Raw genomic sequence first — 13,064 nt, forward strand, 5'->3', positions numbered from 1 at the left:
TCCGTTCACAACGGAAAATAAGCGACAGGCTGCCTTTATTTTTCAGGCAACAAAATTATGAAAATACTTTGGATTGATTAATTCGTTTATTCACATATTCCTTACGATCTCTTCGCCGAACTCAGAACACTTCAATTTTGTAGCTCCTTCCATCAGCCTTTCGAAATCATAAGTAACCCGTTTGCGCTGTATCGCCCCTTTCAGTCCCTTATATATAAGGTCAGCGGCTTCGTTCCAGCCCATGTATTCGAACATCATGGCACCTGACAGGATAACCGATCCCGGATTCACCATATCCTTTCCGGCATATTTAGGAGCTGTTCCGTGTGTGGCTTCAAATACAGCATGCCCTGTGACATAATTGATGTTGGCGCCGGGCGCGATTCCTATTCCTCCCACTATGGCAGCCAGTGCATCTGAAATATAATCGCCGTTAAGGTTCAGTGTGGCAATTACCGAATATTCGGCAGGCCTGGTCAGTATCTGCTGCAGAAAAGCATCCGCTATTACATCTTTAATTGTGATTACTTTGTTTGTATGCGGATTTTTAAATGAGCACCACGGTCCGCCGTCAATTTCAACAGCACCAAATTCTCTTTTAGCAAGCTGATACCCCCAGTCGCGGAAACCCCCTTCGGTGAACTTCATAATATTTCCTTTATGAACGAGGGTCACAGAAGGTAAATCATGCTGAATGGCGTATTCAATGGCAGCCCTGATAAGTCTTTCAGAGCCCTCACTTGAAACAGGCTTAATGCCAATGGATGAAGATTCGGGAAACCTGATTTTGGTAACTTTCATCTCATTCCGAAGAAATTCAATCACCTTTTTCACTTCCGGAGAACCGTCCATCCATTCGATTCCTGCATAAATATCTTCTGCATTTTCCCTGAAAATAACCATATCGGTTGTTGAAGGGTCTTTAACCGGAGATGGAACACCCTGGTAATAGCGTACGGGACGCAGACAAACATATAAGTCAAGGATCTGGCGGAGAGCGACGTTAAGCGAACGTATTCCGCCACCAACAGGTGTTGTAAGAGGACCTTTTATTGCTACCAGGCACTCCCTTATTGTATTGAGTGTTTCATCAGGTAACCAGTTGCCGGTTTGATCAAATGCTTTTTGCCCGGCAAGGACTTCAAGCCATTCGATTTTCCGTTTACCGCTATAGGCGTTTTTTATCGCCGCATCAAACACATTTACAGATGCCGACCAAATGTCGGGTCCGGTACCGTCACCCTCAATAAAGGGGATAACGGGGTTATCTGGTACAATAAGTTTACCGTTCGATAGCGTTATTTTTTTTCCGTTCATACTGTTGGGCTTTTATTCGAGTTCAAGGTTTAATTTCTGACGGAATGCGACCAGTGCCGGGTTTTTCTCACTCAGGTATCTGAATTTTTCTTCACTGGTATAGAGCTTCTGCTGTTCGTTCTGAGGTGACTCAACGATACCGGCTTCAATCCGTATATCACCATTATGCATTTCACTCCTCAGGTATTTTTCAAGCTCATTTTTTGTATTGTTGTTGAAATCCTCAAGCTGAACCCTGTTGTTCATTTCGACAACAATAAGGCAATTTTCCGCAATTCTTGGTTCAACCTTCCTGAGGGTCACGGACATCCTGGGGCGTTCTTCCCTTAGTTTTTCCGAAAAAGCCATCCAGGCTATACGAAGCGTATCCATGTTGAGATCCTGTTTTTCAGTAATCACTGCTTCATCAAGCATATCAGGATCTTCAGAAATGGATTCGGTTTCCTCTACCTGTATCTTCGGTTTATTTACAACTGATTCGAGCGCCTGTTTAATGGATATTGTATGAGGAGCTGCGTCAGTAACCGCCTTTTTAGCTTCAGGAGGAGGAACTGATTTGTTTTGAATTTCAGGCACAGGATCCGGCTTTTTCAAAGTCGGTTTCTGAACAACTTCAACCTTTTGTGTGACTGTATTACCACCGGCTCCGGGCTTTGCCAGTTCAGGAATAGCTATTCCGGTTGGTTCACTAACCGGCTTTTTTTTTTCGCTAACTATGTTGGATAGTCTGATTAAAGCCAGTTCAACGTGCAATCGTTGGTTTCTGCTAGCTTTGAATGTAAGCTCGCATTGGCTGCAGATTTCAAGCGCCGAAAACAGGAAATCGGCTTCACATTGCCGTGATTGATCACGATATCTTTTCTTCAGTACATCACTTACTTCAAGCAGTGAAAGCGTCGATTCATCACGGCTTACAAGTAGTTCCCTGAAATGTGATGAAAGTCCCCCGATAAAATTCTGTCCGTCAAATCCCTTTTGCAGAATTTCGTTAAAAAGCAACAGGGCTTGTGTGGCAGAACCTTCAAGAAAATATGAGGTCAGTTTGAAGTAGTATTCATAATCCAGCACATTCAGGTTATCCAGAACTTCATGGTACGTGATGTTGCGGTTCGAAAAGCTGGCGACCTGGTCAAATATCGACAACGCATCACGCATGGCTCCGTCTGCCTTGAGTGCAATAACATTCAGGGCTTCTTCTTCATAAACGATATTTTCTTTTTTGGCAACACCAGCCAGGGATGCAACTATATCATCGACCCTGATTCGTTGAAAGTCAAAAATCTGGCAACGTGAAAGAATTGTAGGAATTATTTTGTGCTTTTCGGTTGTTGCGAGTATAAAAATGGCATGCTCGGGTGGTTCTTCAAGCGTTTTGAGGAATGCGTTAAAAGCCTGCTGTGAAAGCATGTGCACCTCGTCGATTATATATATGCTGTATTTTCCAACCTGCGGAATGATCCTGACTTTATCGATCAGGCTGCGGATATCATCAACCGAGTTATTGGATGCCGCATCAAGTTCATGTATATTGTATGAACGGGATTCGTTAAACGATTTGCAGGATTCGCATTGACCGCAGGCTTCGGTTTCCTCTGTAAGATTGAAGCAGTTGAGGGTGCGGGCAAAAATTCGTGCACAGGTGGTTTTGCCGACGCCCCGGGGTCCGCAGAATAAATAGGCATGGGCTATATGACCTGACCGAATGGCATTCTTGAGCGTGTTGGTAACTGAAGGTTGCCCCACAACAGTATCAAAATGGTCAGGTCTGTATTTGCGTGCTGAAACAACGAAGTTACTCATGAGGCCATGAAATCATAAGCAGCAAAGATACTGAATTCTGATTATTGAATAAGGGGTGTTGATAAAAACTGATACCGGATACTGGATGCGCGTCATTGCGAGGAGCCAGACAAATCATTGATTATATCAGAGACATATGCGACGAAGCAATCTGCCCGAACAGGAAGAGCCTTGCCAAGACATAATATTGGCCAGAATGTCTTTGCGTCGTACTTCCTGTGCGGGCAGATTGCTTCGTCGACAAAAATTTTTACTATAATCGGTTGTTATTTCCCGCTCCTCGCAATGACGCACGAGTTACTCCACCAGCCTGATATTCCCGTAATGAGAAGTAACCGACACGTCAGCTTTGGCAGCCTGGTCGGAGCCGACGAGACCGTTCAGCTTGGTTTCGTTGTTTTCATTTATCCGGTTCAGACGGGATTTACCTTCGGGATACGTGATATTGCAATACTTGGCATAAGCATCCAGGTGGTATGATGCGGCAGGATCAATAGCCAGTTTGTACGTGCCGTAGCTGTTGTTTACTTTAATTCCTTCAAATGTCGGCGCAATGTGGTCAACTATAACATCGGTATATTTGGTGTCAACCTGAAGTTTCCCGGTTAGGGAGCCTATGTTAAAATGCCCGTAGGCAGCTGTGGTAACGAAATTTGAAAGTTTTTCAACTTCATAGGTGTCATACTTGCTTTCACTTACAACTGAACTGCCGTTAGTGATGTACAGTTTCGAATATTTGCTGACGATGGCAAGTGCTTTGCTTTCGGTAATATTAAGCTTTGAGTACTTGATATCAGCTTCAATCCATTTGGTTTCCTGAATAGTACCGTTTGAATACGACAGGTATATTTTGGTGAGAGGCTGCTTTGAATCATGAAGTATCTTATTGGCCGTAAGTTTGCCGTATTTCACATCGATTGTGGAAGTGGAAACAAGCTGATCAATAAATACATTGCCGTACTTGTTTGACAAGTAAAGAGGAAGCGTTTTAGGCATGGTGACCGTGTAATTTATCTGCAAATCCCTTCCCGACCCGGGGCCTCTGAAGAACTTACTCAAATCATCGCTGAAATCGGTCACTGCCTTTATTACATCATCTTCCTGTGATATATTGATATCGATCATATTAAGCAGCTCGTCTGCTCTTTCTTTTGAGCGCTCATGTACATTAATCACAATATTGATTATTACCTGTGGATTTTCGCTGTTAACTATGTCGACGTTACCATACTTATTGAACAATTCAATACGAGTATTGGGATTCACCTGGAATTCCTTCTTGATTTCTTTAGTGAAATCACCATCCTGTGCCGCTAATGAAACTGTGATTACAGCTGCGATAATGAAAGCGGTCGTTCCCTTGTATTTTGCTAAGTTTCTCATGACTGTGCGTGTTAAAGAATTGTTTTTCCCGTTTCCTGTACCCGGCTGATCATCATATCAATGAATTCGATCTTAACCTGGTAATAATTAATGATGGCGCTCTGAACACGTTCATCATCAGGATTCTGTATAAAATCTTTTTTTATCGTGACTGCCTGTTTATCCATGCTTGACAATTCATCCATGATTTGCTGCTTCTGAGCTTTATCGGAGAATTTCAGGTCATTGAGTTTTGAGTAATACTCGTCAAGCTGTTTCGAATAATAACTTTCAGCTTCGCGAAGCTCCGGATTGCTAGTGGCAGTAATGTAGTTGTCCAGGCTTTTACTGAAGAAATTCAACTCACTGAAGGCGGCATAGGTAATCAAAAGGCCGGCAATCACAGCAGCAGCAATTCTGATAATATAATAATTTCTACCATGCAAAGGCCGAACCCCGGATTGAGCGAGCCTTTCTTCGAACCGGTCAAAATGACCGGCCAGGGGTTCCTCGGAATTGAAGTTTTCCTGGTTCCTGTAAATGTAATCATCCAAAGGCTTCATTACTATCTGGTTTTTAAAATTTCTGCCAATTTTTTCTTTGCCCTCGTAAGTTGTGACCTTGAAGTGGATTCATTTATTTTCAGAATCATTGCTATCTCTTCATGGTCATAACCTTCAAAAAGCGAAAGTGAAAGAACGATCCGGAAACCATCAGGAAGGCTCTTCATTGCATTCCTTATCCGCTCAATCTGAAGGAATTCATCCGGTATTTCAGGTTCTGGCTCATAATAATCAACTGCGCCGGCATTCTTTTCATTGATTTCTTCGAATTTTACTTTTCTGCTCCGAAGGACATCAATTGTTTTGTTGATTACAATTTTCTTCAGCCAGGAACCGAAACTCATCTCACCCTTGAAGGAATTGATTTTAAGGAATGCAGCAAGAAACGACTCCTGCATAATATCCTCAGCTTCAACCTGGTCATTGATCATGCGGTAGCAGGTACTATACATGGCTTTATAGTAAAGCCTGTAAATCTCACGTTGAGCAACTCTGTCACCGGCACGACAACGATCAATGAGTTCCTGATGAATCTGGTTACCTTTTTGTTCAATCATTTACTCATTCTAAGAGACGAAAGATTTTTAAACACGCTGCAAATTTTACTGAAAAATAATCATTTTCCTTTTCACGGGAACTTTCATTGATTAATCTTTTTCAACGATTCGTAACATTGGAAGTTCTGAACAACGTAAAGGGTGGGCATCTGGTTAAAGTCTGAATTTTCAAATTCAGCAGCTCCGCAGCCAAACTGCAGAGCGTCTTTTGAGAGGATATTCTTCCGGTGTTCTTTTGAATTCATCCAGCGTTTAATTTGGACATCGCAAAAAGAAAGGTAAGTATGAGGCTTAATGTAATTCCCTTCCTTTGTGCGGCTGAATTTTCCCTGTCCCCGCAGGTAAACCGGTTCATCTGAGTTATATTTCAGTCCGAATCCTTCAATCAGGTTCTCTGCAAGGTAAGGATTGGCAATGTTACAGAGTTTTGCCCTGTCATTGGGAGTCTTCTTGCGGGGATCTTTTTCATTGATATGACTGAAAAATTTTCCTTTTACCATATCATGGGCGTGCATTTCGGCTGTTTTTTCAAGTTCTGCAGAATATGTAAGAGGTTTAAGCCCGTATTTTACCCTTGTCTCGTTGGTCAAATAAAAGATCAGTTCATTAATCTTACCATAATCGATATTGTCAAAATCAATTTCAACATTGAATTCCGGAACTTTCCTGAAATTCGTATAATCAATTCCCTTCTCATCATAATGAACAGTTTGTGAATTAGCCTGTTGAAAGCTGAATATCATAAACAGGGCGATAGTATACCGGATCATATTAGCTGGAATATTGCACATAAAAGTATTTCCTTTTTTCGTTAAGTACTACAAACAACGTGCTTAAGCAGTGAAAAGTATAGCTTAAAATACTAAATTGCATGTATGAAACACATGGCTATAAAATTGCTCATTGCTGAACAAACCCCAGGGAACTGGAGTGAATTTGAAAGCGGTTTCAGCATAAAGCAGGTTAGTTCAATAGCCGAAGTCAGAAGCAAAGTTAAAAGCGTTGATTACGAAATAGTTATAACCGATTATTTTTTGAAAGACGGCGTTTGTATCGATTTCTTCAAAGAGCTTGAGAATATACCTGTGATCGTTATGGTGCCTGAAGGGGATGCCGAAGCGGCTTTGATATCCGTGAAGACAGGGGCCTCTGATTTTCTGGTTAAAGACAAAGGATGTTATTATATGAAATTTCTCCCTTTGAGGATAAACCGGTCGCTCGAGATGAAAAACCAGGCAGATGAGCTCAAAAAGTACCGATACCAGCTTGAAAATATAGTTGAGGAAAGAACAATTGAGCTGATTGACATGTACACCAAACTCCAGGAAAGCGAAACTAATTTCAGAAACATTTTTAACAGTTCAAGCGAAGGAATTATCATTACCGATAGTGAAATGAAATTCATAGAGGCCAATGATGCCGTCCTGAATCAGATGGGCGTCAGTAAGCAGTTCCTGGCCACTCATGAACTTAGTAATTATGTTGTGCCTGAGTACCATAAGGTTTTATATGAAAAGCTGGAGATCGTTAAATCCGGTAACCCGACCGGGAGTTTTGAACTTGAAATTATATCCCCCTCCAATGGATCATTAATGCCTTATGAATTCAGTTGTGTACCAATAATATTCAACCAGGGTAATGCTATATTGGCTATTATGCATGATATAACCGAGCGAAAGAATCATGCAAGAAAACTGTTTGAAACCATTATCCAGACTGAAGAGGAAGAAAGGAAAAGAATCGCGAGTGATCTTCATGATGAGATCGGTCCGCTGATTTCTGCCCTTAAAATATTCACCACTTCGTTTATTGAGGCCACCAATTCAGATAAAAAAGACAAACTGGCCCAAAAAATGGGTACAATAGTCAGGGAGGTGATTGATTCAATTAAAACCATTTCGAATGACATGAGCCCGCATGTTTTAATGAATTTCGGTCTTCATGCGGCTATTGTAAATTTTATTGATCTGTTTACACGCAGCATCAAAATTAAGTTTAAATCGAATATTGAAAGCATCAGGTTTCCGGAAACCATTGAATCCCTGATATACCGTATTTATAAGGAACTGCTTAATAATACTGTAAAACATGCCCATGCCCGTGAAGTAGATATTCATATTGAATATGTCAATGATCACCTTATTTGCAGTTATCGGGACGATGGGATAGGATTCGACTGGAATCAACAGACTCAGATGCCGGCAAAAGGTATGGGTATTAATAATATTATTACGAGAATCCGCTCACTTGGCGGAGATTTTACAGTAAAATCCGAACCAGATAAAGGATTTGCTATTATTTTTGAATTACAAACGATACATAAATGACTTCAGACAGGAAATCAAAAGTTATTATAGCCGACGATCACACCTTATTCAGGCAGGGATTAAAATTGATTCTCGAAGATTTAGATAATATTGAAGTTGTCGCTGATGTCGCGAACGGAAAGGAATTGGTTGAGATTACGCATCAGCTTAATCCCGATCTCATCATAATGGATATTAATATGCCGCAGGTGAACGGCATAGAAGCCAGCAGGATTTTGCTACATGAAAATCCCGAACTTAAAATACTCGTTGTTTCGATGTATGGCGATGAGCAATACTATAACAGCGTAATCGAAAATGGTGTAAAGGGATTTATCCTGAAGGATGCTGAAAACACCGAATTACGTGCTGCGGTTAATCTTATACTCAGTGGCAAAACCTATTTTTCACAGGAATTACTTTTGAAACTGATAAGAAACAGAAAAAACAGCAACCAGATTGTTCTCACGCAACGTGAACGGCAAATCCTGGAACTGATTTGCCAGGGAATGAATTCGTCCGAGATAGCGGGCAAACTGTTTTTAAGTGAACGTACTATTGAAAATCATCGTGCAAACCTGCTCGACAAGACCGGGTGCAGAAATTCGCTTTCGCTTGTATTGTACGCATTCAGGAACAACCTGGTTGACCCAGGAAACAGTTAAATAGTTTGAGGTTTGAGGTTTGAAGTTTAAAACAATATAAACAACATCAAACTTCAAACTTCAAACCTTAAACATCAAACCAATGGATTATTTGCTAGCGATTTTAGCCCTAATCTGCATACTGGCCGGAATTGCGGGAAGCATTCTGCCGGGTCTTCCGGGTCCGCCGGTGAGTTACCTGGGACTTCTTCTGATACACTGGTCACGCTTTGCTCAATTCTCAACCCGTACACTGATCATATGGGCCGTTGTGATAGCGGTCGTTGCCGTGCTTGATTATGTGGTGCCTGTATGGGGAACCAAAATGTACGGCGGCACCAAAGCCGGCCTTCGCGGAAGCACTGTGGGTCTCATCATTGGCATGATTCTCTTGCCTTTGCTGGGTATAACACTCGGACCTTTAGGCATCCTGGGAATTATCGGAGGTCCGTTTGCAGGAGCGTGGATCGGCGAGCTACTTGCAGGCAAGGACTCACAAAAGGCATTGCGCTCAGCATTCGGATCTTTTATTGGTTTCCTTGCTGGCACAATGATGAAAGTGGCTGTGAGCCTGGTGCTGGCTGTGATGTATTTCAAAGCCATTTTCCAGGCTATTTTCTGACTAAGCGCCCAGTGTGGCTACCATTACGGCCTTGATTGTATGTACACGGTTTTCAGCCTGGTCGAAAACAATGGATGCCGGTGATTCAAACACATCATCTGTAACCTCAAGAGCTTCCAGACCGAATTTCTGGTACATCTCCTCCCCTACTTTTGTATTCCGGTCATGAAATGCAGGCAAACAATGCAGGAATTTCACTTTTTTGTTTCCGGTAAGATTTAGAACTTTCTGGTTGACCTGGTAAGGAAGAAGGAGTTTTACCCTTTCAGCCCATACAGAAGCAGGTTCTCCCATGGATACCCATACATCGGTATAAAGAAAATCAACATCTTTCACAGCTGTGGCGATATCTTCGGTAATTGTTATTATAGCTCCGGTTGCTGAAGCAATTTCTCTGCATGTTTTAACAAGATCTTCAGAAGGATGGCATAGTTTGGGCGCTGCGGCACGAAAATCAATACCCATTTTGGCACAACCCACCATCAATGAATTGCCCATATTATTACGGGCATCCCCAAGATAACAGAACTTAATTTTATTCAAGGGTTTATCACTGTATTCAATCATCGTCATGAGATCGGCCAGTATCTGTGTCGGATGAAATTCATTTGTCAATCCGTTCCACACAGGAACACCCGAATAACGGGCGAGCTGATCAACAATATCCTGTCCGTGTCCCCTGTATTCAATACCGTCAAACATTCTACCCAGCACACGGGCAGTATCCTTTACCGACTCCTTATGCCCTATCTGAGAGCTTACAGGATCGAGATAGGTCACATGAGCACCCTGGTCGTGTGCGGCCACTTCGAAGGCACAACGTGTACGGGTGGATGTTTTTTCGAATATAAGGGCAATATTTTTGCCCTGCAACCTTGGTTGTTCAGTACCACTGTACTTGGCTTTTTTAAGTTCGAACGATAGATCAAGTAAAAAACGAATTTCTTCCGGTGTGAAATCAAGCAATTTCAGGAAATTCCGGTTACGAAGATTAAAGGGCATAATTAATAATTTTATAGGTTTTTCAGCCAAAGTATAGAAGACAAATGTAGTGAAACCCGGCCAATAATGGCTATGATATTTATCATAGAATGTATTTATATACTTTTTTATTTAATAATTATTCCATTCAATATTTCATTCGGATTATTTCACAAGTCAATTAAAAATAGCAGTTCAGCAAATAAACTAAGGTGATTTATCAATCGGGGCAAACCTGAAGATGTAAATACCGTACATAGATAAAAGTCACTTACTCAAAATTACATGACCAAACAACTTGCGACCTTTTTATCTGCACTGATCATCTTGTCAGTTTCATCGTGTCGCATGGAATCCGCAAAGAGTGGCATTACTTCAGGCAGAATTGACTACAGGATTACTTATCTGAACAATGATCTTGATAAAAGGATGCAGAATATTCTCCCCTCCCGTATGCGGCTGTTATTTAATGAAAAGCAAGCGTCGAATAATATTGAAGGGTTTATGGGAATGTATAAACTGAATGCATTTACAAACTTTAATACCCGGAAATGTTCTACAATCCTGAAGGTACTGGATAAACACTATTTCTTTAAAGGAAGCAGGGATGAATCGATGTGCTGTTTTGACCCTATGGATGGCATGATTATTAAGGAAACGGAGGAAACCAAACAAATTGCCGGTTTCTTATGTAAAAGAGCGCTTGTCACATTGCCCTCTTCTGGGGATACTTTTTCCATTTATTACACAAATGAAATTACACTCAGGCATCCTAATGCCACCAATCCATACAAAGAAATAAAAGGTGTTCTGATGGAATTTGAATTGCAGTTGTTGCATCTTAAAATGCGATTTGTGGCCGACAAGTATACAAAGCTTGAAGGTGAAATTGAATGCAAACCTGAAAAGACCAGCAAGGAAGTCAGCAGAAACCAGATGACACAGATACTTAATAAGCTAATGGATTAAACCTACCTGTAGGGTACAATTTCAGGTTTATCAGGCAGAAAGTCATTCAGTTTAAGTCCCGGCTCATAATCAATAACAAAATACCTGGCCGTTCCCCCGCTTGGTTTGCCGGGATAAAAAGAAAAACGGATAACAAACGTATCAAAAATCAGTTGTTCGTTTTTAATTCTCAATCCGAAGTTTAGTCCAGAAAACAACCTTGAATCGGAGAACCGTTCATAATCCCTCTTAAGATAACCCAGATCGAGTCCGCCGAAAATACCGAAATGAAAGCCGAATAAAACATAAGGCGTAAATACAACCGATTCAAGGTTAAGTACAATTTTGTCATTACCTCTGAGGGAAGTATTAATAAGACCCAGGATACCATATTCATCACTGATACTGATAAACTCTCCGGGGTATCTGTTGATACCGCTGACATAGTTAAAGTTGATAAAATTCCTGTATTTGAAACGATGATATTCATGAAGCTTTGTGAAATACCGGACAGCAAACTTGAAAACTCCCTGTTCGTATATCCCGTTGTTTAGGAAGGTACCTGCCCTGACCTGGCCGTATAAATAGGAATTATCTTTTAAATACATACCGTATGATGCACCAAATGAAAGGTAAGGCATGTAAGTACTTTTTAGCCGTGTAATTCCGGGCGTTATATCGAAAAGGAATCCGAAAGGCACATCCTCAGGCCTGCCGAAGGTATAGATCAACCGGTCCTTTTTAAAGCCCTGTCCCGTTATACCGGCGGAAAAGAGGAGTGTAGTCCTGTCAATGAATGGGTAAAGATATTTTGATTCAATATCAGGAGGAACAATATTCTGGTACATGTTCATCCGCGCTGACAGGTAGAATCCGGACCGGATACTATGTGAACGCATATTAAAAGGAATCACTATCCGGCCTGCCCAGAGATCGGTGCTGTTGTATTTAACCGAAGTATCTTTAAACAGGGTATCCACCATATCGACATTGCGTGTGATACTTGTTTGTTCAAACGATATACCACCTGCATTGCGTATTACAAGAGCTTTAAAATCGCGGCTCAGACTCAGCTGGTAAGTCTCCTGGTTCCACCTGCGAATATATTCCACTTTACCTGTAGTGAACGTCCTTCTTATATTGGGAGATATATATGAAAGCCGGTATCCCAGGAGTGGTGAGTGTGCCGGATCCACATAGGTTGTTAAATCAAGATGATGGCCCATACCCAGCACATTGTGATGTGAAAGATCTAGTGAAACAACACCCGGATTGATAAGGTCAGCCTGTATTCCAAAAGGAAATTTATCCTGTGTGAGCAAAATCAAGTCAATTGAATCGGAATTACCGGGTACCGGTTTGGGTATAAATCGGGCATCCATTAGAAAGGACAATTCCCTCAGTATCCTTTCATTTTCGGCCGCCTGAAAAACATCGAGTATATCACCCGGATGAATGATCAGGTAACGTTTCAGCAGGTTTTCTTTTGTATCTTTATGCCAGGCATTTACGGTCCTTTCAATCCATGTTCCGGCTTTATACATAGTGTCGGTAACATCCGGGGAGAACATATCAATATGGCGAAATTCAATATTCCTGATAATTTTGCCATCCATGGCTGCAAGGCCTGTGTTGGTCGTGGGAATTTTTTGTTTTTCAGGAGTGCTTTTGATGATCAGGTTATACAATTCTTTTTTTAGCCGTGTATTGTTGTTTTTGAAAAGAACACTGTCAATTGGCTTGTTTGACCATTTTTCAAGAGTCGTATCCGGAATTGCCGTGCGAACAACCGTATCGATTTTTTCAACAATTTTTTCAATGATGCCGGTAGTATCGGTATCGGCTTTTTGAGCGGATACACCCATAAAGCAGCATGCCAGGGCAAAACATGCTGCAAGACGGAGAAACCGTAATTCTGATCCTGTCATTCTCTTATATATCAGCCTCAATTTGAAAAGGTATCC

At 41.4% G+C, this 13,064-nt stretch carries 12 protein-coding genes; 4 read left to right on the forward strand and 8 right to left on the reverse strand.

The features are described 5' to 3' along the window. Positions 1-90 precede the first annotated feature (90 nt). From icd to VK179_03190, 6 genes are all read right to left on the reverse strand, one after another. Entirely contained in the window at positions 91-1,317 is a 1,227-nt protein-coding gene (gene icd, locus VK179_03165) for an NADP-dependent isocitrate dehydrogenase (GenBank protein HLO57712.1), read from the reverse strand. A gap of 12 nt (positions 1,318-1,329) precedes the next feature. Further along, entirely contained in the window at positions 1,330-3,117 is a 1,788-nt protein-coding gene (locus VK179_03170; GenBank protein HLO57713.1) for a DNA polymerase III subunit gamma/tau, read from the reverse strand. 297 nt (positions 3,118-3,414) lie between these two features. Beyond that, the gene (locus VK179_03175; protein HLO57714.1) at positions 3,415-4,500 is read right to left on the reverse strand and encodes a hypothetical protein; all 1,086 of its coding nucleotides are present in this window, start codon (positions 4,498-4,500) and stop codon (positions 3,415-3,417) included. Between the two features lie 11 nt (positions 4,501-4,511). Then, the gene (locus tag VK179_03180) at positions 4,512-5,042 is read right to left on the reverse strand and encodes a hypothetical protein (protein ID HLO57715.1); all 531 of its coding nucleotides are present in this window, start codon (positions 5,040-5,042) and stop codon (positions 4,512-4,514) included. Between the two features lie 2 nt (positions 5,043-5,044). After that, positions 5,045-5,599 carry an RNA polymerase sigma factor gene (locus VK179_03185; GenBank protein HLO57716.1) on the reverse strand — a complete coding sequence of 185 codons (555 nt, stop codon included), beginning with the start codon at positions 5,597-5,599 and terminating at the stop codon, positions 5,045-5,047. An 83-nt stretch (positions 5,600-5,682) separates the two neighbouring features. Then, positions 5,683-6,369, reverse strand: coding sequence for a CAP domain-containing protein (locus VK179_03190; GenBank protein ID HLO57717.1), 687 nt, complete (start codon positions 6,367-6,369; stop codon positions 5,683-5,685). A gap of 105 nt (positions 6,370-6,474) precedes the next feature. Between VK179_03190 and VK179_03195 the strand changes: the two genes are divergently transcribed. The 3 genes from VK179_03195 to VK179_03205 all read left to right on the forward strand — a co-directional run bounded on the left by VK179_03195 (position 6,475) and on the right by VK179_03205 (position 9,171). Then, positions 6,475-7,926: a PAS domain S-box protein gene (locus tag VK179_03195; GenBank protein ID HLO57718.1), complete on the forward strand. Its 1,452-nt coding sequence runs from the start codon at positions 6,475-6,477 to the stop codon at positions 7,924-7,926. Beyond that, on the forward strand, positions 7,923-8,570 hold the full coding sequence (locus VK179_03200) for a response regulator transcription factor (GenBank protein HLO57719.1): 648 nt from the start codon (positions 7,923-7,925) through the stop codon (positions 8,568-8,570). The genes VK179_03195 and VK179_03200 overlap by 4 nt, the downstream gene beginning before the upstream one ends. A gap of 82 nt (positions 8,571-8,652) precedes the next feature. After that, entirely contained in the window at positions 8,653-9,171 is a 519-nt protein-coding gene (locus VK179_03205) for a DUF456 domain-containing protein (GenBank protein HLO57720.1), read from the forward strand. On the opposite strand, the gene argF is transcribed toward VK179_03205, so the two are convergent. Beyond that, the gene (gene argF, locus VK179_03210) at positions 9,172-10,173 is read right to left on the reverse strand and encodes an ornithine carbamoyltransferase (GenBank protein HLO57721.1); all 1,002 of its coding nucleotides are present in this window, start codon (positions 10,171-10,173) and stop codon (positions 9,172-9,174) included. It abuts the gene before it with no gap. Positions 10,174-10,500: 327 nt separating this feature from the next. On the opposite strand from argF, the gene VK179_03215 reads away from it, so the two are divergent. Continuing rightward, positions 10,501-11,121: a hypothetical protein gene (locus VK179_03215; protein HLO57722.1), complete on the forward strand. Its 621-nt coding sequence runs from the start codon at positions 10,501-10,503 to the stop codon at positions 11,119-11,121. A 2-nt stretch (positions 11,122-11,123) separates the two neighbouring features. Here VK179_03215 and VK179_03220 read toward each other — a convergent pair whose 3' ends face one another. Beyond that, the gene (locus tag VK179_03220) at positions 11,124-13,028 is read right to left on the reverse strand and encodes a hypothetical protein (GenBank protein HLO57723.1); all 1,905 of its coding nucleotides are present in this window, start codon (positions 13,026-13,028) and stop codon (positions 11,124-11,126) included. Positions 13,029-13,064 lie beyond the last annotated feature (36 nt).

This window comes from Bacteroidales bacterium, from assembly GCA_035299085.1.
Lineage (GTDB): Bacteria > Bacteroidota > Bacteroidia > Bacteroidales > UBA10428 > UBA5072.